This window comes from Brevundimonas sp. Root1279 (genome assembly GCF_001425945.1).
Lineage (GTDB): Bacteria > Pseudomonadota > Alphaproteobacteria > Caulobacterales > Caulobacteraceae > Brevundimonas.
In genome coordinates, this window is sequence record NZ_LMEB01000004.1 from 358,099 (window position 1) to 379,166 (window position 21,068).

The following is a 21,068-nucleotide window of genomic DNA, read 5'->3' on the forward strand; positions in this document are numbered from 1 at the left end:
CGGCCCCGTCGGAGCCGCGCCGTGGAATAGTCAGCTACTCGCCGCCGCGCCTCAGCGCTTCAGCAGCGGGGCCAGCTTCTGGGCGATCATCATGTCGCCGGCGATCTTCAGCTTGCCCTGCATGAAGGCCATCATCGGATCCAGGCGGCCTTCCGACAGGGCGATGAAGTCGTCCCAGGTCATGGAGACGGTGGCGTCGGCCGGCTTGTCCTCGTTGCTCACCGTGTTCGGCGACGAGGCGCCGTCGATGTAGATCTTGCCGGTGTCGCCCAGGTCCAGCTTCACGGTCTTGCCGAGGCCGGAGTTCTCGCCGACGGCGCCGCGGATGTGTTCGGTGACAGAAGCCAGGTCGGCCATGAGCGTCGCTCCAAGTGACGGTTGAGCCACCGACCTAGACCGCTGTTCGCCCCCTGCCAAGATCACGTCAGGTCAAGTTATCCGGCGCGAACCGGCCTCAGCGCCAGTCAGCGTCCGGCGGGGGCGGAGGCGGAGGCTCACGCCACCGGTCAGACGCGACATCGCGACGCTCACGCTCGCGGTCCTGCTCCCGCCGTTCGAGGGCGTCCATGCGCACGCGTCGCGCGTCACGCTCGGCCTGGTAGTCGCGACGCGGCAGGTCGAAGCCGAACCAGCGGTCCCCGCGGTCGGGGCGGGCCTCGGGCTGAGGCGCCGAATAGACGACTGGCGCCTCGTCATAGCGTCGGCGAGGCGGCGCCGGCGCCAGGTCGGCGTCCCAGTCCTCGTCGACATAGGCGTAGGACGCCGGGATCGGTTCAGGAGGGGCCGGCCGCGGAATCTCCGTCAGCCCGTTGACCAGGTCGCCGACCTCCATCACCGAGCCGGGCGAGACCTTGGGTTCGATCGGGGCCACGACCTCGATACGCATCCGCTCACCGTCGCTGATCGGGGCGGGACCGGGCAGTTCAAACGAGCGCAGACCGACCAGGCCGAAAGCCGCGACCACGACCGAGACCAAGGCCACGCCGTGAACCGGTCGCGCCCGCGCGGCGGCCCGCCGGCAGGCTTCGCTGAAACATTGGATCTGGGGCGGTTGATCGGACATGGCGTTTGACGCCACTCCAATCCTCCAAAACCGATCCGGTTGCGGAACCCGGGTCGCCGTTAGTCCTGCGCCCGTCTCCTTTCAGGCTTGGCGTTATACCGAAACCGTCTCAGGCCTTCGCCTGATGGCGAGGGCGGGGTGCAACCCGTAGCCTTCCCCGACGCGTCACACCGCGAACGCCAGGGGCGCCAATGGCCCGACCCACCGTTTCCGCTGCCGAGGACGACGACGTCGACCTCCGCTCCGTGCTCGAGGGCGCGCTCTTCGTTCGCAGGAGCGGTCGCTTCAGCCAGTTCCCGCCCGAATGGTTCACGGTCCCCAGGCGCGCCTGGCTCGTGGCCCTGTTCGGCTGGGCGCCCTTGCCCCTGCTCGTCATGCTGCAGGCGTCGCTCGCCGGCGGTGGCGACATCGCCTCTTTCGCACGCGAGGCCGGGGTTCACGTCCGCTGCCTCGTGGCCGCGCCCCTCCTCGTCCTGGCCGAGGCGACCTGCGCCCCACGCCTCAGCAACATCATCAACCAGTTCGACGACGGCGACCTCGTGCCGGCCGACGCTCGTGAGCGGTTCCGGGCCGCCCTCCTCTCCACCCGACAGCTGATGGCCTCGCATGTCGCCGAAATCCTGATCGTGGTCCTGGCCTATTCCGCGAGCGTCCTGGCGATCCGCACCCTGGAGCCCGCGGATCTCCCGGCCTGGCTCAACGGGCCGGACGGCTATTCGCTGGCCGCCTGGTGGTACCTGATGGCCAGCATGCCTCTGCTGCTGATCCTCATGCTCGGCTGGCTTTGGCGCCTGCTGCTTTGGGGACGGCTGCTTTGGCTTCTCGCCGGTCTGAAGCTCGCCTTGGCGGCTTCCCACCCCGACCGTGTCGGCGGCCTAGGCTTCGTCGGCCATTCAGTCCGCGCCTTCATCGTCCCCGGCATGGCCCTGTCGACCGTCGTCGCCGGCCGGGCGATGTACGACGTGATCAATACCGGGGCCATTTCACTGCCGCACCTGATCCTCAACGTCGGCCTGCTGGCGCTGGCGGTCGTCCTGCTGGTCGCGCCGCTCTTCACCTTCGTCCCGATCCTGGCGCGTCTGCGCCGCCAGGCGGTGATCGACTACGGGGCGCTCGGCCGGCGGGTCGGGCGCGGGTTCGAGGCCGATTGGCTCAGGAATAAAGCGACCATCGAAACGCCCCCGGCCCCGCGGCAGGACATCTCCTACACCGCCGACCTCTACGCCATCGTCGCCAACGCCCAATCAATCCGCCTGTTGCCCGTCGAGCCGCGCGGCGTCGTCGCTCTCATCCTTGCCATGGCCCTGCCCTTCGCGCCCGTGGTCCTTATGCTCGTGCCCCTGGCCACCATCCTGAAGCTCGCCAAGGACCTCATCCTCTGAACCGAGGCTGCTGAGGCGTTGGTCGCGCCACTGGGCGACGCGCAGCGCGCTGGCCATACCGGGTTTCCGGTATGGTTTCACAAGCGGAGCAGGCCTAGCTGCAGGGCTCGGACCGTCGAGTGGGTGTTGTTGCTCGTACCCAGTTTCCGGCGGGTGTTTTTCAGATGCTCCCCCACCGTATGGTCAGAGATGTTGAGGATCGTGGCGATGTCGAGGGTCGTCTTGCCGGCGGCGACCCAGGACAGGACGTCCAACTCGCGGACCGTCAGCACCTGCACGTCATTGGGCACGGGCGGCAGCGACTCCACGGCCTGCCCGACATGATAGGCCAACAGCCGCACGGCCCGCTTCAAGCCCGGCGCCCGCTCGAAATGCGAGGCGCTGAGCCACACGCTGCCCATTCCAAGCGCCGACGGCATCGGGACGCAGAGCCCCTCGCGCATGTTGAAGGCGGCGGCGTCATGAGACGCGACCGTGGTCTTGGGATCCTCAAGGTAATCTGGCGGCACTTCGTCCCAGGCGAAGACATCCTGGGCGACCAGGGCGTAGTCCGCGATCCCGTTATGTCGATAAAGTCCCTGCTCGCGGTAGTGGTCGGACCAGCCCTCCGGCCAGGCGTCGAGCAAGATGTCGGGCTTGGCGCCGGGCGTCCTCGGCCGACGGCTCATGCCGAAGGACGAGAAGCCGAACTCCCGCAGATAGGATGTGACCCCCGCGATCACCTGCTGCTGGGACCCCGCCGACTGAAGGGACTCCACCGCCAGCAAGGTCCGCTCCAGCAGGCCGTCTTCAGTTCCGGCAATCAACATCACGCCCCATGTTCAAAGATGAGGCCCGCCGCGCGAAAGCGCCGGTCCGCGCCCTCATCCCTGGGTTCATCCGCCGCAGGCACGGTGAAGTACGCCCCGTCCCCCCGCTTCCTAACGTTGATCGTTGCAACTTCCGTCGCGGCGGTGTGAGGCCTTCATGGACCAGCCGCACCGCACCCAGTTCAACGCCGCCAGATCGCGCCCCTGTCCGACGGACGGCGCCTGGCCCTCGCTGTCGCCCGATGCGGCCAGGGTCGCGATCGTCAGCCCCTCAAGCCCGGACCGCCGTCGCCTCGCCACGCTGTTCGCCGACGCGGGCTTTACCGTGTTGCAGGCCTCGAAGCTGGACGTCGCCCGAGCGCTGATCGAGTCGGAAGACGTCGATCTGGTCTTGCTCAACTGCGCGACCCTGGCCCGCGAAACCCTGGCCTTCTGCCGCACCCTGGCTTCGGATGCGGGAGGACCGCTTCTGCTCGTCATGGCGGGTCAGGCCGATCTGGTGGACGAGATCGTCGCGCTGGAACTCGGGGCGGATGACTTGTTGGTCGGACCCGTCGCCGACCGGCTCGTCGTTGCGCGCGCCAAGGCGCTGCTTCGCCGGGCCGCGCCGCGCAGACGCTCCGGCGACGGGCGCGAAGCGACCGGAGGCTGGCGCATGAACCCGACCACCCGAACGGCCATCAGCCCAGCCGGCCGCAGCGTCGTGCTGGCCCCTTCGGACGCTTCGGCCTTCCACCTGTTTCTGAGCAACCCCGACGTCGTCTTCACGAATGAAGCGGGCGCCCACGCCCTCGGCGCCGGACGGACCCATCCAGCGACCTTCCGAACCACCGTCTGCCGCCTGCGCAAGAAGCTGGCGGAGCTGGGGGACGGCGATCCCATCCAGACCATCCGCGGCGTGGGCTACGCCTATGCTCCGGGCGGCTCACGGACCAATCTGCTGCTGAGCAATCTCGCGGCCTAGGGCCGGCCTCGGCGCGACCTAATGCTCGTCCTTGGCCCATTCCTTGTTGATGGCCAGGGCCACCAGGGTGCAGATCGCGCCCGACAGCAGATAGGCCCCGACCGCCCAGACGCCGAAGCGATCGGCGAGGAACAGGGCGACCAGAGGCGCGAAGCCGGCCCCCACCAGCCAGGCGGTGTTGGCGACGATCGCCGCGCCGGTATAGCGATGCTCAGGGGGAAAGCGGTCGTTCACCAGGCCGGACGACTGGCCGAAGGCGACGCCCAGCAGGGTGAAGCCGAGGATCATATAGACCGTCTCGCCGATGGCGCCGGCGTTCAGCAACTGCGGCGCGAAGCCGCTGAAGGCGCCGATCAGGACCGCTCCCACCGCCAGGACCTGACGCCGGCCGAAGCGGTCGGCCAGCAGGCCGGAACCGAGCATGGCGATGACCCCGACCACCGCTCCGATCATCTCGATGCGCAGCGACGGCACCGGCTGATCCCGGCCGGTCAGCGTCACCCACGACAGGGGGAAGACGGTGACGATGTGGAACAGGGCGAAGGCCGACAGCGGCGCCAAGGCGCCCAGGGCGATGGTCCTCCATTCGCGGAACAGGGTGGCGAACGCCGGCGACGGCCGCAGCTCGCCCGCGGCGAACAGGTGCTCGAACTCAGGCGTGGCGACCAGGCGCAGGCGTGCGAACAGGGCCACGACGTTGATCGCCAGGGCGACGAAGAAGGGATAGCGCCAGCCCCAGGTCAGGAAGTCCTCGGGCGTCAGGATGACCAGGAAATAGGTGAACAGGGCTGCGGCGATGAGCAGGCCCAGCGGCGCGCCCAGTTGCGGAATCATGGCGTACCAGCCGCGCTTTTCCTTGGGCGCGTTGAGCGCCAGCAGCGACGGCATGCCGTCCCAGGCCCCGCCCAAGGCCAGCCCCTGACCAAAGCGGAAGGTGATGAGCAGAAGGGCCGACAGGGATCCTATCTGCTGGTGGCTGGGCAGCAGCGCGACGGCCATGGTCGAGCCGCCCAAGAGGAACAAAGCGAGGGTCAGTTTGACGCCTTTGCCGTGGTTCCGGTCGATCCACATGAACAGCAGGGTGCCGAACGGCCGGGCGATGAAGGCCACGGAGAAGATGGCGAACGACAGAAGCGTCGCCGTCACAGGTTCGTGATGGGGAAAGACCACCGACGGGAAAACGATCACCGAGGCCAGGGCGTAGACGAAGAAGTCGAAGAACTCGCTCGTCCTTCCGATGATGACTCCGATGGCGATCTCGCCCGGCTTGATCTCGTGCTGGTCTGCATTGACGACGCGCGCGTCACGCTCGAGCGGGGTCGAAGTCGAGGAGCCAGTCGGTGCGTTCATCTTCCCACTCCGGGAGTTGGTCGCCTTCGCCGCAGCCGGGGCCACGGAGTCACTTGCCGCCCTACCCCTATATGCTCAAAAGTTGTATCGGACAAAATGTCCAATATGGCCCGACGAGGGCAAAGCCTAAGGGCAAGTCATGTGCGAACACGTGCCTCTGTCTAGGCGCCTGGGGTCTCTGGCGCTCCTTCCGCTGATCGGTCTGCTGTCCGGCTGTCAACGCGCGGTGTTGAACCCGGCGGGCGACATCGCCTTGCAACAGCGCGACCTGATCTACGCATCAACGGTCCTGATGCTGATCATCATCATTCCTGTGCTCGTGATGATCGTCGTCTTCGCCTGGCGCTATCGAGCGAGCAACAGCAAGGCGACCTACGCCCCCGGCTTCCACCATTCGACGGCGCTCGAACTGGTCATCTGGTCGATCCCCCTGCTCATCATCATCTGCCTGGGCGCCCTGACCTGGTCGAGCACCCACCTGCTCGACCCCTTCCGCCGACTGGACAGAATCTCGGAGGGCCAACCCATCAACCGGGCCGAAGCCCCGATGGTGGTCCAGGTGGTGGCGATGGATTGGAAGTGGCTGTTCATCTACCCGGAGCAGAACATCGCCACGGTCAATGAACTGGTCCTGCCGGTCGATCGCGAGGTTCGCTTCGACATCACCTCGACCAATATGATGAACACCTTCTACGCGCCGACCCTGGCGGGGATGATCTACGCCATGCCCGGTATGCAGAGCCAACTGCACGCCGTCCTGAACCGGCCCGGCGAGTACGAAGGCTTCTCCGCCAACTACAGCGGCGCAGGCTTCTCGGACATGCGGTTCCGCCTCGTCGGCGTCGAGCCCGCCGCCTTCGATCAATGGGTCAGCCAGACCCAGGCGACCGGGACCAACCTGACCACCGAGAGCTACCTCCAGTTGGAGAAGCCGACCGAGAAGCATCCGGCCACCCTATTCAGCGCCGCGCCGGCGGGCCTGTTCAACCGTATCGTCAATCGCTGCGTGGCCCCCGGGACGACCTGCATCGCCGAACAGATGCGCCATCACAAGCCCGGCGTCCCGGCCGAAGCCGGCGAACGCGGCCCGCACGGCGCCGCCCACGGCCAGGCCCCGTCCGCGCAGGAGGGCGACGCCCTCCGCCCCGTCCCCCTCTCGAACGAGCCGCCCGCCGCGGGCGCCTCGGGCGTCGTCCAGCGCTAGGCCGACGGAGAACCCATGTCCGAGCATCCCGCCGCCCCTGCCTTCAGCCCGATCTTCGGTCGCCTGAGCCTCGATTCCTTCCCGCTGCACGAACCGATCCTGGTCGGCACCTTCGCCGTGGTCGCCCTGCTGGGCGTCGCGGTCCTGGTCCTGGTCACCCGCTACAAGCTGTGGCTCTGGCTGTGGCGCGAGTGGCTGACCAGCGTCGACCACAAGAAGATCGGGATCATGTACCTGATCCTCGGCATCATCATGCTGCTGCGCGGCTTCGCCGACGCCTTGATGATGCGGCTGCAGCAGGCCATCGCCTTCGGCGGCAGCGAGGGCTACCTCAACGCCCACCACTACGATCAGGTCTTCTCCGCCCACGGCACGATCATGATCTTTTTCGTGGCCATTCCGCTGATCGTCGGCGTGGTCAATTTCGTCATGCCGCTCCAGATCGGCGCGCGCGACGTGGCCTTCCCCTTCCTCAACAGCCTCAGCCTGTGGCTGACGGTGGCGGGGGCCCTTCTGGTCATGGCCTCGCTGTTCATCGGCGAGTTCTCGACCGCCGGCTGGCTCAACTACGTTCCGGTCGCCAACATCGAGAACAGTCCGGGGACAGGGCCTGACTACTATCTATGGGCCCTGCAGATCGCGGGGGTCGGCACGACTCTGTCCGCGATCAACATGGTCACCACCATCTTCAAGATGCGCGCCCCGGGCATGACGCTGATGAAGATGCCGGTGTTCACCTGGACGGCGCTGTGCAGCAACATCCTGGCCATCGCCATCTTCCCGGTCCTGACCGCGGCTTTCGCCATGCTGATGCTGGACCGCTACATCGGGACCAACTTCTTCACCAACGATCTCGGCGGCAACGCCATGATGTACTGGAACCTGGTCTGGATCTGGGGCCACCCCGAGGTCTACGTCCTGGTCCTGCCGGTGTTCGGCATCTATTCCGAGATCACCTCGACCTTCTCGGGCAAGCGCCTCTTCGGCTATTCGTCGATGGTCTACGCCACGGTGGTCATCACCCTGCTCAGCTACCTGGTCTGGCTGCACCACTTCTTCACGATGGGGTCGGGCGCCAGCGTGAACTCGTTCTTCGGCATCGCGACGATGATCATCTCCATCCCGACCGGGGCGAAGATCTTCAACTGGCTGTTCACGATGTACCGCGGCCGCATCCGCTACGAGCTGCCGATGGCCTGGGTGGTCGCCTTCATGATCACCTTCGTCGTCGGAGGCATGACCGGCGTGCTGCTGGCCGTGCCGCCGGCAGACTTCGTGCTGCACAACTCGCTGTTCCTGGTCGCCCACTTCCACAACGTCATCATCGGCGGCGTCGTCTTCGGCCTGTTCGCCGGGATGACCTACTGGTTCCCCAAGGCCTTCGGCTTCAAGCTCGACGGCTTCTGGGGCTGGGTGTCGTTCTGGGGCTGGGTGATCGGCTACTGGGTCGCCTGGACGCCGATCTACATCGTCGGCCTGATGGGCACGACGCGGCGCGTCCGCTACTTCGAAGACCCGACGCTGCAGCCGTGGTTCGTTATCGCCGGCGTCGGCGCCCTGATCATTCTCGTCGGCATTCTCGCCTTCGTCATCCAGATCGCGGTCAGCATCAAGAACCGCGACAGGCTGCGCGACACCACCGGCGACCCCTGGAACGGCCGCACGCTCGAGTGGTCGACCACCTCGCCGCCGCCCTACTACAACTTCGCCTTCACCCCGGTCGTCCATGACCTGGACGCCTGGTACGACATGAAGGACCGCGGCCACGATCGCCCGGCCGGCGGCTTCCAGCCGATTCACATGCCCCGCAACACCGGCGCCGGGGTGATCATCTCCGCCATCGCCCTGGTGCTGGGCTTTGCGATGATCTGGTACATCTGGTGGCTGGCTGCGCTCTCGTTCGTCGCCCTGATCGCCTATTCGATCTACTTCACCTTCGACTACGACCGCGCCTATTACGTCCCGGCCGAGGAACTCGCCGACGATGACCGGGCCCGTCGCGCCGTGGAGGCCCAGGCATGACCGCCTTAGACCGCGAGGCCTCCGCCAACCCGACCTTCTACCTGGTCCAGGAAGAGGGCGAGCACCACGCCGAGACCCACGACAGCCCGACCCTGCTGGGCTTCTGGATCTACCTGATGAGCGACGCGCTGATCTTCGCGACGCTCTTCGCCACCTATGGCGTGTTGGCCACCGCCTACGCCGGCGGGCCGACCCCGAGCGACTTCTTCAACCTGCCGCTGGTGGCGCTGAACACCGCCTTCCTGCTGATCTCGTCGATCACCTACGGCATGGCGATGCTGGCCATGCAGGATGGAAAGAAAGGCGGGACCCAGGCCTGGCTCGCGATCACGGCCCTGTTCGGCATCGCCTTCATCAGCGTCGAGCTCTACGAATTCGCGCACATGTTCCATGAGGGCGCCACGCCCCAGCGCAGCGCCTATCTGTCGGCCTTCTTCACCCTGGTCGCCACCCACGGCCTGCACGTGACCTTCGGCATCATCTGGATCGGCGTCATGCTGGTCCAGGTCGGGCAGCGCGGCCTCGGCGTCGAGAACCAGCGGCGGCTGACCTGCCTGGGCATGTTCTGGCACCTGCTGGACGTCGTCTGGATCGGCGTCTTCACCTTCGTCTACCTGCTGGGAGCGCTGTCGTGACCCATCAAGACGCCCCGCACGCGCATGAAGGTCACGAGGCCGGCCACAGCCATGGCTCGCGTCGCGGCTATCTGACCGGCTTCCTGCTGTCGGTAGTGCTGACCGCCATCCCGTTCTGGCTGGTCATGGCCGGACCGCTCGGACCGCAGACGACGGCGATCATCGTCGTCCTGCTCGCCTTCGTGCAGATCATCGTCCACACGGTCTTCTTCCTCCACGTGAACACCAGGTCGGAGGGCGGCTGGACGTTGGTGACGCTGGTCTTCACGGCGATCATCGTGATCATCGTCATCGCGGGTTCGCTGTGGATCATGTTCCACCTGCACGGCAACATGATGCCGACGCCGCCGGAGGCCCTGCCCCCATCGCTGAGCCCCTACCCCGCACCCGCGCCCGTACCGCCTGGAGCCTGATCGCTCTCTGCCTGGCGCTGGCGGTCGTCTTCGCAACCCTCGGCGCCTGGCAGTTGGAGCGCCTCGGCTGGAAGCGCGACTTGATCGACACCGTCGACGCGCGGCTGGCCGCGCCGCCGGTCCCGCCTCCGACTGCGGCCGACTGGACGCCGGAGCAGGCCTACACCCGGGTGACGGTCGGCGGCGTCTTCCTGCACGACCTCGAGACCCCGGTGCAGGCCGTCACAGATCTCGGCCCCGGCTGGTGGATCCTGACGCCGCTGCGGACCGATCGCGGGGTTGTTCTGGTCAATCGCGGCTTCGTGCCGACAGAGATGCGCCCGGCGGCGGCGAGGGCGTCAGGCCAGGTCTCCGGGCCGGTCCAGGTCACGGGCCTGTTGCGCGCCAGCGAGCCCGGCGGCGCCTTCCTGCGCGCCAACGCCCCGGCCGCCGGCCACTGGTACTCGCGCGACCTCCCCGCCATCGCCCGCGCCCGAGGCCTGAGCGAGCCTGTCGCCCCCTATTTCATCGACGCCGACGCTGCGCCCAACCCCGGCGGATATCCGACAGGCGGGCTGACGGTTGTCCGCTTCCGCAACAGCCACCTCGTCTACGCCCTGACCTGGTTTGGACTGTGCGTGCTGTCGCTGGTCGGAGCCGTCATCGTGTTCCGGAGCCGGCCTCCGAGAGCGACGGCCGGCGTCACGCGTTGATCTTAAGTCCTTCCGCCCCAGCTTGGCGGTTGCACCCCTAGAAGCGTCGGGTAAGGTCCGTCCGCCTCAGACAAGGACCGATTTCTCATGCGTCTTCGCTCGATCTCGCTCGCCGCCATCCTGGCTGTGATCGCCCCCGCCCCCGCCGTTCTCGCGCAGACCGCCGCCGCGCCCGCCGCAGCGGCGTCGCCCCAGGCTCCCGAACTGCGCGCCGCGCCGGTTTCGGAGCTGGTGTCCGAGGTCAACATCCCGTGGAAGCGCTTCACCCTCGACAACGGCCTCACGGTCATCGTGCACGAGGACCGCAAGGCGCCGGTGGTGGCGGTGTCGGTCTGGTACAACGTCGGCTCCAAGGATGAGCCGGCCGGCTCGACCGGCTTCGCCCACCTGTTCGAGCACCTGATGTTCGGCGGTTCGGAAAACGCCCCGGGCAGCTACCTGGGCCGCATGCGGAACCTGGGGCCGAGCAATCTGAACGGCACCACCTGGTTCGACCGCACCAACTATTTCCAGACCGTCCCGACCCCCGCCCTGGAGCAGGCTCTGTTCCTTGAGAGCGACCGCATGGGCTATCTGCTCGGCGAGGTCGGCCAGGACGTGCTCGATCTGCAACGCGGCGTGGTCCAGAACGAAAAGCGCCAGGGCGACAACCAACCCTACGGCCTGTTCGAATACGCCCAGCTGGAAGCGCTCTTCCCGGAAGGCCACCCCTACCGCCACTCGACCATCGGCTCGATGGCCGACCTCGACGCCGCCAGCCTCGAGACGGTGCGCAACTGGTTCCGCGACAACTACGGCCCGAACAACGCCGTCGTCGTCCTGTCGGGCGACATCGATGAGGCGACCGCGCGGCCGCTGATGGAGCGCTATTTCGGCTCCATCCCGCGCGGTCCGGTGAACACTCCGGCCGAGGCCGACGTGCCGACGCTGGCGGCGCCGATCGTGGCCACCATGCATGACCGAGTGGCCAACACGCGCCTGACCCGCAGCTGGGCCGTGCCCGGCATGCTCAGCGATGACGCCATTCCGCTGTCGGTGGCGGCCTCGGTGCTGGGCGGCCTGGCCTCGTCGCGCCTCGACAACCAACTGGTGCGCGACGAGCAGACGGCCGTGGCCGTGACGTCGTCGCTGTCGGAGTTCCACCGCATCAGCATCTTCGACATCTCGGTCGACGTGAAGCCGGGTCAAGACGCCGCCGAGGTGGGCCGTCGCCTGGACGCCATTGTCGCCGACTTCATCGCCAACGGGCCGACCGAGGAAGAGGTCGCCCGCGTCGCCACCCGCTATGTCTCGAGCCGCATCCAGAGCCTGGAGCAGGTCAACGGCAAGGCCAACGTCCTGGCCGAGGGCCAGCTCTATGCGGGCGATCCCGACCATTACAAGAAAGAGCTGGCCGAGTACGCCTCGGTCACCCCGGCCGAAGTCACGGCCGCCATGCAGCGCTGGCTGACCCGCCCGGTGTTCGACATGACCATCTCTCCGGGTGAGCGCGAAGCGTATGACGAGGCCGCCGCGGCCCCGTCGGGTGCGACCCCGGTCCCGGCCGCCGAGATCCAGCGCGTCGCCCGCGAGCCCATGCCGGCGATCGGCCAGGTTCCCGACCTGCAATTCCCGGCCGTCGAACGCGCCACCCTGTCGAACGGCGTCAAGGTCGTTTACGCCCAGGTCGACACCGTGCCGGTGACCCGCGTGGCCGTGGAGTTCAACGCCGGCTACGCCGCCGACCGCGCCGACCGTCTGGGCGCCCACGCCATGATGATCGACCTGCTGGACGAGGGCACCACCACGCGCAACGCCAACCAGCTGGCCGAGGAAGAAGAGCGCTTGGGCGCTTCGGTCAACGTCAGCGCCTCCATGGACCGGACCACCGCCGACCTGTCGACCGTGACCGCCAACCTGACGCCGGGCCTGACCCTGCTGTCGGACGTGGTGCGCAACCCGGCCTTCACCCCGTCGGAGATCGAGCGCATCCGGGCCCAGCGCCTGTCGGGCCTGGCCAGCGAGCGCACCAACCCGGGCGCCATCGCGGCCCGCGCCCTGCCGCCGCTGCTCTACGGCGCGGACAGCCCCTATGGCCGTTCGTTCACCGGCTCGGGCGACGACGCCACCCTGACCGCCCTGACCCGCGCCGACCTGGTCGCCGAGCACGACGCCTGGGTGCGCCCGGACAATGCGACCATCTTCGTCGTCTCCGACCTGCCGCTGTCGCAGGTGACGCCGCAACTGGAAGCCGCCTTCGGCGACTGGCGCGCGCCGTCGACGCCGAAGGGGGTCAAGGACTTCGCCGCCGCCATTCCGGCGCCGACGAACCGGATCGTGCTGATTGACCGTCCGCAGTCGCCGCAATCGCTGATCTACGGCGGCGCGGTCCTGCCGGTCTCGGGCACGGACGACGTCCTGGCCCTCAACGCCGCGAACGTGACCCTCGGCTCGGACTTCCTGTCGCGCATCAACTCCGACCTGCGCGAGACCAAGGGCTGGTCGTACGGCGTGCGCGGCAACGTCAACCTGCTCGAGCACCGCGTGCCCTACATCGTCAACGCGCCGGTGCAGGCCAACCGCACGGGTGACTCGATCGCGGCCCTGATCGCCCAGTACGACCGCTTCCTGCAGACCGACGGCGTCGCGCCGCAGGAGCTGGAACGCACGATCAACGGCAACACCCGCTCGCTGGCCGGCGGCTACGAGACCTCGGCCCAGATCCTCGGCGCCCTGCGCTCGAACGCTCTGTACGGCCGTCCCGACGACTATCAGGCGACCCTGGCCAGCCGCACCCGCGCCCTGACCGCCGCCCAGATGGACGCCGCCGCCCGCCAGGTCATCCACCCCGACCAGTTCGTCTGGGTCGTCGTCGGCGACGCCTCGGTGGTCAAGCCGCAGCTGGAGGCCCTGGGCCTGCCGGTGGAAGTGCGTACGGCGCAGTAAAGACGACCGACCGGCCGGGTCGCTCTCGACCGTCATTCTCGGCCCCGCCCGAGGATGACGGCCAGGTCGACCCGGCGGGCCGACCTGACCGGCCGCCGAGAGCCTCAGGCGCGCAGCCTCAAGCCTGACCGACGGCCCGGCCTGCAGCGAGTGGTGTTTTGAAGTCTGGGACGCGGCGATTTCAGCCGCTTGCCGCCACAGTCTCAATGAACTTGAGGGTGGTGGCGGAGACGCAGGGATTCGAACCCTGGGTACCCCTTACAGGGTACGACGATTTAGCAAACCGTTGCTTTAAGCCACTCAGCCACGTCTCCGATAGCCGGGTGGATAGCGGAGCCTGCGGGCCGGTGCAACGGGTCTTGGAGACAGTTCCACCGTTAACGTGACAGTGAGGGCGGCTGTGCATGCTGGCGGGACGTTTCCGCCGCACGAGCCGCATGACCGACGCCGCGAGCCGCCTTTCCTTCGACCTCCCGTCGGCCCCGGCCGGCGGCCTCGACGCGCCCGGGCTGCAGGCCCTGGCGACGGAGGCGCTCGGTGCAGAGGGTCTCGGCGCGGAAGCTCGGAGCAGCGAGCGGAGCAAGTCCGCCCACGCCGCTCGCCGCGGTCCCTTCCGTCCTGAGGTCTGGCTGAACGCGCGTCAGCGTCACGCCTCGCGCCTCGCCGCCCACTATTTTCGCGCCTTCGACGTGCTGACCGTGGTCGCCTTGACCCTGCTGTGCGCCTGGGCCTCGACGCCCGGGCCGCTGCTGCACGCCCAGGCGTCTCAGTTGATCCCGTTCGGCCTCGGGGCCGTGACCGTTCTGGCCCTGATGCGGTCACTGGGCCGCTACCGCTTCGCTCGCGGGCAGAAGACCCTGGTGCATCTTGCGGCGGTGGCCGCCGTCGTCTGCACCGGCGGCGCCGTCGCGATGGCGTCCGGCCTGGCCCTGCGCGGCGGCGACTTCGCCTGGACCGCCTGCCTGGTCTGGACCGGCTTGATGCTGATCAGCCTCAACGCCCTTCACACGGGCTGGAGCGATCTGGTCGGGCGCTGGCGAGTGTCGGGGGCCCTGACCCCGAACATCGTCCTGGTCGGCGCCACCCGCCACGCCGAGGCCCTCATTCGCGAGGCGCTGAAGCGCCGCGACCTGAATGTCCTGGGCATCTTCGACGACCGGCTGGCGCGCAGTCCGCGGGCCATCGAGGGCGTGCCGGTGCTCGGCACCGCCGACGACCTGCTGACCCACAAGGTCACCCCCTATGTCGACCGCGTCGTCCTGGCCATCGATCCCAAGGCCCAGGCCCGGGTGCGCGAGCTGAATGCCCGCCTGAACACCCTGCCCAACGAGATCACCCTGCTGGTCGAGCCCAACGGCGCGGCCGAGACCGCCTCGGCGCTGGATCGCCTCGCCGCCGCGCCCCTGGCCGACGTGCAGGGCCCGGTCGACGACGATCGCCGCGCCTTCAACAAGCGAATCCAGGACTTGGTGCTGGGCCTGATCGCCCTGGTGCTGCTGGCCCCGGTGATGGCCGTGATCGCCCTGGTCATCCGGCTGGACAGCCCCGGCCCGATCTTCTTCCGCCAGCGTCGCCACGGCTTCAACCACGAGGAGATCGTGGTGTGGAAATTCCGCTCGATGAAGCAAGAGGCCGCAGACGCCACGGCCAGCCGTCAGGTCACCCATGACGACGACCGCGTCACCCGCGTCGGCAAATTCATCCGCAAGACCAGCCTGGATGAGCTGCCCCAGCTGCTGAACGTCATCACCGGCGAGATGTCGCTGGTCGGACCCCGGCCGCACGCCATCGGCATGAAGACCGGCCATGTCGAGAGCGCCCGTCTGGTCGCCGAATACGCCCACCGCCACCGCATCAAGCCCGGCATGACCGGCTGGGCCGCGGTCAACGGCTCGCGCGGGCCGCTCCATACCGCCCAGGACGTGCGCCGCCGGGTCCATCTGGACATCGACTATGTCGAGCGCCAGTCGCTCTGGCTTGACCTCTGGATCATGGCCGTGACCATCCCGGTTCTGCTCGGCGACCGGGCCGCGGTGCGCTGATGTTCTGGCGCGGCGTCTGGGGCTATCTGCCCGCCAACATCGTCCAGGGCGTGGTCGGCTTCCTGGCCATCGTCCTGTTCACGCGCATCCTGAGCCCTGAGGAGTTCGGCCGCTACGCCCTGGCCTTCTCGGTCATGACCCTGGCCCATGTGGCCGTGTTCAGCTGGCTGGAGGCGGCCATGGCGCGCTTCTGGGCGGCTGAGACGCCGGGCCCCGGCATGAGCGCCCACTTCGCCGGCCTGTACCGCTCAGCCTTCGCCCTGTCGGCCGTGTTCCTCGTCGTCTGCGGCGCGGTCCTGGCGCTGTGGCCCGGCGACCCGCTGTTCCGCATCGCTCTGGCCGCCGGCCTCGCGGGCGCCCCGGCCCGCTGCCTCGTCAAACTGGCGCAGGAACGGTTCCGCGCCGCCGGAGAGATCGCCAAGGCCGCCGGCCTCGACATGGCGATCGCCGTCGGCGGCCTGGCCATCGGCGTCGGCTTCGCCTGGGCGGGTCTCGGCGGCGCCGCGCCCCTGCTCGGCCTCGGCCTGGCCCCGTTGGCGGCCCTGCCCTTCGTCCTGCCCGGCGAGCTGCGCCAGGCCGGCGGCGGGACCTTCGAGCACGCCCGGGTGCGCGGCTACGCCCTGTACGGCTATCCGATCGCCGCCTCCCTGGCCCTGACCGTGGTGCTGGCCTCGACCGACCGCTTCCTGCTCGCCGCCTTCATGGATGAGGCCGCGGTGGGCGCCTATCACGCCGGCTATTCGATCGCGAACCGGACCCTGGACGTCCTGTTCCTGTGGCTCGGCTCGGCCGGCCAGCCGGCCCTGGTCATGGCGCTGGAGCGCGGCGGGGCCGACCGGCTCAAGGAGGCCGCCCGCGAACAGCTGTCGACCTTTATGCTCATCGGCCTGCCCGCCGCCGCCGGCGTCGCCCTCGTCGCCCGTCCGCTGGCCGAGGTGCTGATCGGCGAGGAGCTGCGCGTCGCCGCCGCCTCCATCACCCCGTGGATCGCCCTGTCCGCCCTGCTCTACGGCCTCACCGCCTACTATTTCGGCCAGGCCTTCACCCTCGGGCGCAAGACCAAACACCTGCTCGCGGCCATGGCCGTTCCGGCGGTGCTCAACGTCGTCCTCAACCTGATTCTCGTTCCGCGCTTCGGCCTCATCGGCGCGGCCTGGGCGACCGCCGCAAGCTTCGGCGTGGGGTTGTTCGCCACCATGATCCTGGGCCGCCGGATCATCGCCCTGCCTGTTCCGTGGGCGAATCTGGTACGCTGCTCCCTGGCGACCGGAGTGATGGCGCTGGTGGTTTCGGTCCTTCCGCCGATCGGGGGGATCGCCGAACTGGTGCTGGATTCCGTCACGGGGGCCGCGGTGTATGCGGCTGCTGCGCTGGCGTTGAATGCGTCCAGCGTACGCGATGTTACGGCGCGGCTTCTCGATCGTAAACGGATCGGAAAGGCCGCTGCATGAGTGAGCGGGCGCAGATCACGGACAACCCGGCACGCAAGGGGTCTCGCCCTGCCATGTCGGTGCTGGTCCCCTTCCTTCGTGACGATCCGTCGGAGCTGCTCGCCCTGCTTGAAAGCGAGGCCGCCTCCGTAGACGGCGCGGTCGAGATCGTGATCCTGGACGACGGCACCGCCGACCCGGCCCTGACCGAGCGGCTCATCTCCCAGATCACGACCATGGCCCTGCCCGCGCGGCTGATCACCCTGCCGTCCAACGAAGGTCGCGCCATCGGCCGCAACCGGCTGGCGGCGGCGGCGCGCGGCGCCAGCCTGCTGTTCCTCGACAGCGACATGCGCCCCGACCATCCGCATTTCCTGCGGGACTGGGCGGAATTGGTGGCGCGCGACAATCCCGCCGTGGCCTTCGGCGGATTCTCGCTCAAACAGGCCTCGACCGACGCCCGCTTCTCGGTGCACCGCGCCATGGCCGCCAAGTCGGAATGCGTGCCCTTTGAGGCGCGCGCCAAACAGCCCGAGAAATACGTCTACACCTCCAACCTTCTGGTTCGCCGCGACGTGTTCGAAGCCGAGGCCTTCGACTCCGGCTTCACCGGCTGGGGCTGGGAGGACGTGGAGTGGGCCATGCGCGTGTCGCGCCGCTTCTCCGTCATCCACCTCGACAACGCCGCCACCCACATGGGCCTCGACACCGTCCCGGCCCTGGCCCGCAAGTACGAGCAGTCGGCGCCCAATTTCGCGCGCATGGCCGCGCGGCACCCCGAGATCGTCGCCGCCTACCCCAGCTACAAGGCGGCCAAGCTGCTGAAGTCCCTGCCGGGTCTGCCCTGGCTGCGCCATCGCCTGCGGGCGGCGGCCGAGTTCCCCTGGCTGCCCGTGGCGGCGCGAGCCTTCTCGCTCCGTCTCTATCGGGCCGCCCTGTATGCGGAGGCTGTGTGATGGGCGACGTCGCCGTCATCGTTCCGACCCTCAGGCGTCCCGAGAGCCTCGAACGAGCGCTCTGTTCGCTGTTCGAGCAGACCGGCGTAGGCGACCGCGTCGACGCCGTCGTCGTGGTCGACAACGACCCGGCGGCCTCCGCCGCGCCGGTGATCGAAGCCCTGCGCACCCTGTCCCCCTGGCCGCTGACCTATGTCCACGCGCCGCGCCCCGGCGTCGCCACCGCGCGCAACGCTGGCCTCGCCGCGACCCGCGCCCCGCTGATCGCCTTCCTGGACGATGACGAGGTGGCCCGGCCGCGCTGGCTCTCGGCCCTGCTTCAGGCCCAGGAAGAGACCGCCGCCGACGCCGTCTTCGGTCCCATCGAGGGCCGCGCCCCCGACGCCCAGCCCTGGCTCAAGCCCTATCTGGAACGGTTCTTCGGCCGCGTCGGGCCCGAGCGATCCGGCCTGGTGACCAACCCCTACGGCTGCGGCAACTCCCTGATGGTGCGCGCCACAGCCCTGCCCGGCTGCACGCCCTTCGATGTCGCCGCCGATCATATGGGCGGTGAGGACGACGCCCTGTTCGCGGCCATGCGCGGACGCGGCGCCAAATTCGGCTGGGCCGCCGACGCCTGGGTCGAGGAGTTCGCACCGCCGCACCGCGCCACGCTGAGGTACGCCCTGGCCCGCGCCTTCGCCTACGGCCAAGGACCGAGCCAGACCGCCGCCGCCGAGCGCAACTGGCCAGCCGTCGCTCGTTGGATGATGATCGGCGCCGCCCAGGCCGGGGTCTGGGGCCTCGTCTCCCTGGCCATGACCGTCAGCCTCAACGCCCGCCGCGCCCAGGCTTACGACAAGGCCGCGCGAGGCGCCGGCAAGGTGTTCTGGATGAAGGGCTTCGAGCCGCATTTCTACGGCTCTCGCGAACTGGCCCGCCTCGATCGGGCGGCCGCCGCCAGCTAGCCGGCGAGCCGCCTCAGGAAAGCCGGCGGATTGTAGGTCGAGCGATTGACCACCACGCCGGCGATCCTGCCGCCGGCCGCCTCGATCTCGTCGCGCAGGATCACCGGTTCACCGGCCGCCGTGCTCTCGGCCGCCACCACGATGACGGTCGCGTCGACGAAGGGCGCCAGGGCGATGGCCATCGGATTGCGGTCGGCCGCCGGGCTGTCGATCACCACGGTGTCGGCGTGCTTGCGCAACGCGTCCCAGTAGCGCGGATCGGCGACCGGCTCAGCGCGCTGGCCCGAGCGCAGGTGTTCCGCGGCGAAGCGCGTCACCCACAGCCGGCCGCCCAGGCAGGGACGCGCCGTCATCAGACGCGCCGGGTGCACCGGCTTGCCGGCGCGGTCCATCATGCGCGGCGTCACGGCGTAGAAGATCGAGCCGTCAGGCGTCACCGAGGCGGCGCGCCCCAGAGCGCCGAAGCGGTCCGGATAGGCGGCGATGGTTTCCTGCTGTCCCTGCTGGGCCAGGTCGGCGTCGACCAGCCAGACGGGCTTTCGGGCGCGCACTGCAGCCAGCCGGGCGTATTCGCGGGCCACGGTCGAGACGCCTTCGCCGCTGCTGGCCGACGCGATCTGAATCACACGGCCGCGGTGCGCGGGCGCTGGGCCCAGCGCCGCCCAAAGAGCCGCCATTTCAGTCGTTAGATCGACCATCGAATCGCTGAAAGCCCCGCCTACTGACCAAACGCTACCATGGGATGGTTAACGGTCGGCATCAGGTCCCCTTGATCGGGGCCACGGCGAGCACGGGCAGCTCGAGAGTCCGGCTGGTCGAGGCCGGGGTGACATAGCCCTTGCGCAGGAAGACGCGCAGCAGGCCGACGCACAGGGCGGTGAAGGCGGCGAACAGGAAGACGGCGGCCAGCAGCGGCGCCTTCAGGCTGGAGCCGCGGGTCGGCGCCTCGGCGCGCTCGATGACCGTGACGTTGTCGGCCCCGGCGGCGACCAGGGCGCCGTCGGCGCGGGCGGCGCTTTCGCGCTGCTGGAAGTCGCGGATGTTGGCGGTCAGGATTTCGCGGTTGCCGGCCAGGTTGGCGTTGGTCGACTCCAGCCGGGTCAGCTCCCCCTGCCGATCACGCAACTGCGACAGCTGGCCGTTCAGCACCGACAGCCGTGCGGCCAGGGCGTCGCGGTCGGCGGCGGCGTTGATGCGCGTGGTCTCGATCTCGGTGAAGATGACGCTCGGCCCGGTGCGGACCTCCTTGGCCCCCACAGCCGTGCCGGTGGCGACATAGGACTGCAGCTGGGCGATGCGCTGGTCGATGTCGCGGATCGGCTGGGCGTCCTCGGTATAGCGCGCCAAGAGGCTCTCGCGCTCGGTGCGCAGTTGCAGGATCTGGTCCTGGGCGGCGATGTTCAAGTCCTGCTGCAGCACCACCTCGGCCGGCTGCTCGGCCAGCTGGGCTTCCAGGGTGGCGAGCCGCTGGCTGGCCTGGTTCAGCTGGGCCCGCACCGACAGGGTCTCGGTGAAGACCGCCTGGTAGGTCGCCGCCAGGGTCGCCTTGGCGGTCGCGAAGTCGCCGATGTCGTTCGACTGCAGGAAGGCCTGATAGGCGGTGTCGGCTGCGGCCAGTTCGGTCTCGAAGGCTTGGCGCTGGGCGATGATGGCCGGGGTGGCGCGGTCGCGGAAGACCGCACGGCGCTGCACCAGATACTGGTCGACCACGGCGTTCAGAATGCGCGCCGCGCGCTGCGGGTCGTCGGACTGGAACGACACCGAGATGATGGCGCTGCCCGGCGTCACCCCAACGCCAAGGCCGTTGTCCAGCACCTTGAGGGCGGCCGCGGTTTTCTCCGCCGTCGTCCCGCGCGCCTTGGCGCCCAGGATCACATCGGCGCCGAGCGCCTGCACGGCGCGGCGCTTGACCTCGAGGCTGCCGAGGATGGCCGCTTCCGACTGGGCGACCGCGTCGGCCTCCAGCGGCTGGCCGCCGTTCTGGTCCTGGGTTCCGACCCGCGGCTGGTAGACGTACTCCTGCCCGACCCCGGCATAGACGCTCGACGTGGCCGTGTAGGTCTTGCGCAGGGTCAACACCGCGGCCGTGCCGAGGGCGAAGACGACCAGGAAGATGATGATCATCAGCAACAGGTCGCGGAACAGCAGGCCGACGACGTCGACGAAGCCGTAGCGCGGCCGGACTGTCCTGTAGGCCGTCGTGCGCATGCGCTCGGGCTGATTCCTGGAAATAC

The 21,068-nt window shown here is 68.8% G+C and carries 18 protein-coding genes and 1 tRNA gene; 12 read left to right on the forward strand and 7 right to left on the reverse strand.

The features are described 5' to 3' along the window. Nucleotides 1-51: 51 nt before the first annotated feature. The gene (locus tag ASC65_RS04545) at nt 52-357 is read right to left on the reverse strand and encodes an SCP2 sterol-binding domain-containing protein (protein WP_056449937.1); all 306 of its coding nucleotides are present in this window, start codon (nt 355-357) and stop codon (nt 52-54) included. A gap of 97 nt (nt 358-454) precedes the next feature. Beyond that, nucleotides 455-1,063, reverse strand: a complete 609-nt coding sequence (locus ASC65_RS04550; RefSeq protein WP_056449939.1) for a hypothetical protein — start codon at nt 1,061-1,063, stop codon at nt 455-457. Nucleotides 1,064-1,254: 191 nt separating this feature from the next. Between ASC65_RS04550 and ASC65_RS04555 the strand changes: the two genes are divergently transcribed. Then, complete coding sequence (locus ASC65_RS04555; RefSeq protein WP_056449941.1) at nt 1,255-2,445, forward strand: hypothetical protein; 1,191 nt, start codon at nt 1,255-1,257, stop codon at nt 2,443-2,445. 77 nt (nt 2,446-2,522) lie between these two features. On the opposite strand, the gene ASC65_RS04560 is transcribed toward ASC65_RS04555, so the two are convergent. Then, nucleotides 2,523-3,254 (reverse strand): helix-turn-helix transcriptional regulator, encoded by a 732-nt coding sequence (locus ASC65_RS04560; protein WP_056449943.1) that lies wholly within the window; start codon nt 3,252-3,254, stop codon nt 2,523-2,525. A gap of 157 nt (nt 3,255-3,411) precedes the next feature. Between ASC65_RS04560 and ASC65_RS04565 the strand changes: the two genes are divergently transcribed. Beyond that, nucleotides 3,412-4,218, forward strand: coding sequence for a response regulator transcription factor (locus ASC65_RS04565; protein ID WP_056449945.1), 807 nt, complete (start codon nt 3,412-3,414; stop codon nt 4,216-4,218). An 18-nt stretch (nt 4,219-4,236) separates the two neighbouring features. Here ASC65_RS04565 and ASC65_RS04570 read toward each other — a convergent pair whose 3' ends face one another. Further along, nucleotides 4,237-5,568 carry an MFS transporter gene (locus tag ASC65_RS04570; protein WP_056449948.1) on the reverse strand — a complete coding sequence of 444 codons (1,332 nt, stop codon included), beginning with the start codon at nt 5,566-5,568 and terminating at the stop codon, nt 4,237-4,239. 139 nt (nt 5,569-5,707) lie between these two features. On the opposite strand from ASC65_RS04570, the gene cyoA reads away from it, so the two are divergent. From cyoA to ASC65_RS04600, 6 genes are all read left to right on the forward strand, one after another. After that, nucleotides 5,708-6,772, forward strand: coding sequence for a ubiquinol oxidase subunit II (gene cyoA / locus ASC65_RS04575; protein WP_082525864.1), 1,065 nt, complete (start codon nt 5,708-5,710; stop codon nt 6,770-6,772). A 15-nt stretch (nt 6,773-6,787) separates the two neighbouring features. Next, complete coding sequence (gene cyoB / locus ASC65_RS04580) at nt 6,788-8,794, forward strand: cytochrome o ubiquinol oxidase subunit I (RefSeq protein ID WP_056449951.1); 2,007 nt, start codon at nt 6,788-6,790, stop codon at nt 8,792-8,794. Then, entirely contained in the window at nt 8,791-9,429 is a 639-nt protein-coding gene (gene cyoC / locus ASC65_RS04585) for a cytochrome o ubiquinol oxidase subunit III (RefSeq protein ID WP_056449953.1), read from the forward strand. Before cyoB ends, cyoC begins: the two co-directional genes overlap by 4 nt. Continuing rightward, nucleotides 9,426-9,842 (forward strand): cytochrome o ubiquinol oxidase subunit IV, encoded by a 417-nt coding sequence (cyoD, locus tag ASC65_RS04590; protein WP_056449955.1) that lies wholly within the window; start codon nt 9,426-9,428, stop codon nt 9,840-9,842. The genes cyoC and cyoD overlap by 4 nt, the downstream gene beginning before the upstream one ends. Then, complete coding sequence (locus ASC65_RS04595; RefSeq protein WP_442854117.1) at nt 9,734-10,534, forward strand: SURF1 family protein; 801 nt, start codon at nt 9,734-9,736, stop codon at nt 10,532-10,534. Before cyoD ends, ASC65_RS04595 begins: the two co-directional genes overlap by 109 nt. A gap of 87 nt (nt 10,535-10,621) precedes the next feature. After that, entirely contained in the window at nt 10,622-13,459 is a 2,838-nt protein-coding gene (locus ASC65_RS04600; protein ID WP_056449957.1) for a M16 family metallopeptidase, read from the forward strand. 222 nt (nt 13,460-13,681) lie between these two features. Here the strand turns inward: ASC65_RS04600 and ASC65_RS04605 are convergent. Then, nucleotides 13,682-13,773: transfer RNA gene (locus ASC65_RS04605), tRNA-Ser, on the reverse strand. 123 nt (nt 13,774-13,896) lie between these two features. On the opposite strand from ASC65_RS04605, the gene ASC65_RS04610 reads away from it, so the two are divergent. From ASC65_RS04610 to ASC65_RS04625, 4 genes are read left to right on the forward strand one after another with little or no spacing between them, the layout of a single operon-like run. Next, the gene (locus ASC65_RS04610) at nt 13,897-15,501 is read left to right on the forward strand and encodes an exopolysaccharide biosynthesis polyprenyl glycosylphosphotransferase (RefSeq protein ID WP_082525893.1); all 1,605 of its coding nucleotides are present in this window, start codon (nt 13,897-13,899) and stop codon (nt 15,499-15,501) included. Next, nucleotides 15,501-16,952, forward strand: a complete 1,452-nt coding sequence (locus ASC65_RS04615) for a lipopolysaccharide biosynthesis protein (RefSeq protein WP_056449959.1) — start codon at nt 15,501-15,503, stop codon at nt 16,950-16,952. The genes ASC65_RS04610 and ASC65_RS04615 overlap by 1 nt, the downstream gene beginning before the upstream one ends. A 53-nt stretch (nt 16,953-17,005) precedes the next feature. Continuing rightward, entirely contained in the window at nt 17,006-17,887 is an 882-nt protein-coding gene (locus ASC65_RS04620) for a glycosyltransferase family 2 protein (protein ID WP_327019503.1), read from the forward strand. Then, on the forward strand, nt 17,887-18,834 hold the full coding sequence (locus ASC65_RS04625) for a glycosyltransferase (RefSeq protein WP_056449962.1): 948 nt from the start codon (nt 17,887-17,889) through the stop codon (nt 18,832-18,834). The genes ASC65_RS04620 and ASC65_RS04625 overlap by 1 nt, the downstream gene beginning before the upstream one ends. On the opposite strand, the gene ASC65_RS04630 is transcribed toward ASC65_RS04625, so the two are convergent. Both ASC65_RS04630 and ASC65_RS04635 read right to left on the reverse strand, forming a co-directional pair. Continuing rightward, on the reverse strand, nt 18,831-19,460 hold the full coding sequence (locus tag ASC65_RS04630; RefSeq protein WP_235561392.1) for a hfsB: 630 nt from the start codon (nt 19,458-19,460) through the stop codon (nt 18,831-18,833). The two genes, ASC65_RS04625 and ASC65_RS04630, sit on opposite strands and share 4 nt — an antisense overlap. Before the next feature lie 133 nt (nt 19,461-19,593). Continuing rightward, a complete protein-coding gene (locus ASC65_RS04635; RefSeq protein WP_056449965.1) occupies nt 19,594-21,042 on the reverse strand; it encodes a GumC family protein in 1,449 nt (482 codons plus the stop codon). Nucleotides 21,043-21,068: the final 26 nt, after the last annotated feature.

What these genes read in the sequence shown, in the direction of transcription:
- ASC65_RS04615 (WP_056449959.1), top strand. Translation starts at nt 15,501, where the DNA reads ATGTTCTGGCGCGGCGTCTGGGGCTATCTGCCCGCCAACATCGTCCAG.
- ASC65_RS04635 (WP_056449965.1), bottom strand. Translation starts at nt 21,042, where the DNA reads ATGCGCACGACGGCCTACAGGACAGTCCGGCCGCGCTACGGCTTCGTC.
- ASC65_RS04610 (WP_082525893.1), top strand. Translation starts at nt 13,897, where the DNA reads ATGACCGACGCCGCGAGCCGCCTTTCCTTCGACCTCCCGTCGGCCCCG.
- cyoA (WP_082525864.1), top strand. Translation starts at nt 5,708, where the DNA reads ATGTGCGAACACGTGCCTCTGTCTAGGCGCCTGGGGTCTCTGGCGCTC.
- ASC65_RS04560 (WP_056449943.1), bottom strand. Translation starts at nt 3,254, where the DNA reads ATGTTGATTGCCGGAACTGAAGACGGCCTGCTGGAGCGGACCTTGCTG.
- ASC65_RS04570 (WP_056449948.1), bottom strand. Translation starts at nt 5,568, where the DNA reads ATGAACGCACCGACTGGCTCCTCGACTTCGACCCCGCTCGAGCGTGAC.
- ASC65_RS04620 (WP_327019503.1), top strand. Translation starts at nt 17,006, where the DNA reads ATGTCGGTGCTGGTCCCCTTCCTTCGTGACGATCCGTCGGAGCTGCTC.
- ASC65_RS04600 (WP_056449957.1), top strand. Translation starts at nt 10,622, where the DNA reads ATGCGTCTTCGCTCGATCTCGCTCGCCGCCATCCTGGCTGTGATCGCC.
- ASC65_RS04625 (WP_056449962.1), top strand. Translation starts at nt 17,887, where the DNA reads ATGGGCGACGTCGCCGTCATCGTTCCGACCCTCAGGCGTCCCGAGAGC.
- cyoB (WP_056449951.1), top strand. Translation starts at nt 6,788, where the DNA reads ATGTCCGAGCATCCCGCCGCCCCTGCCTTCAGCCCGATCTTCGGTCGC.
- ASC65_RS04550 (WP_056449939.1), bottom strand. Translation starts at nt 1,063, where the DNA reads ATGTCCGATCAACCGCCCCAGATCCAATGTTTCAGCGAAGCCTGCCGG.
- ASC65_RS04545 (WP_056449937.1), bottom strand. Translation starts at nt 357, where the DNA reads ATGGCCGACCTGGCTTCTGTCACCGAACACATCCGCGGCGCCGTCGGC.
- ASC65_RS04555 (WP_056449941.1), top strand. Translation starts at nt 1,255, where the DNA reads ATGGCCCGACCCACCGTTTCCGCTGCCGAGGACGACGACGTCGACCTC.
- cyoC (WP_056449953.1), top strand. Translation starts at nt 8,791, where the DNA reads ATGACCGCCTTAGACCGCGAGGCCTCCGCCAACCCGACCTTCTACCTG.
- ASC65_RS04565 (WP_056449945.1), top strand. Translation starts at nt 3,412, where the DNA reads ATGGACCAGCCGCACCGCACCCAGTTCAACGCCGCCAGATCGCGCCCC.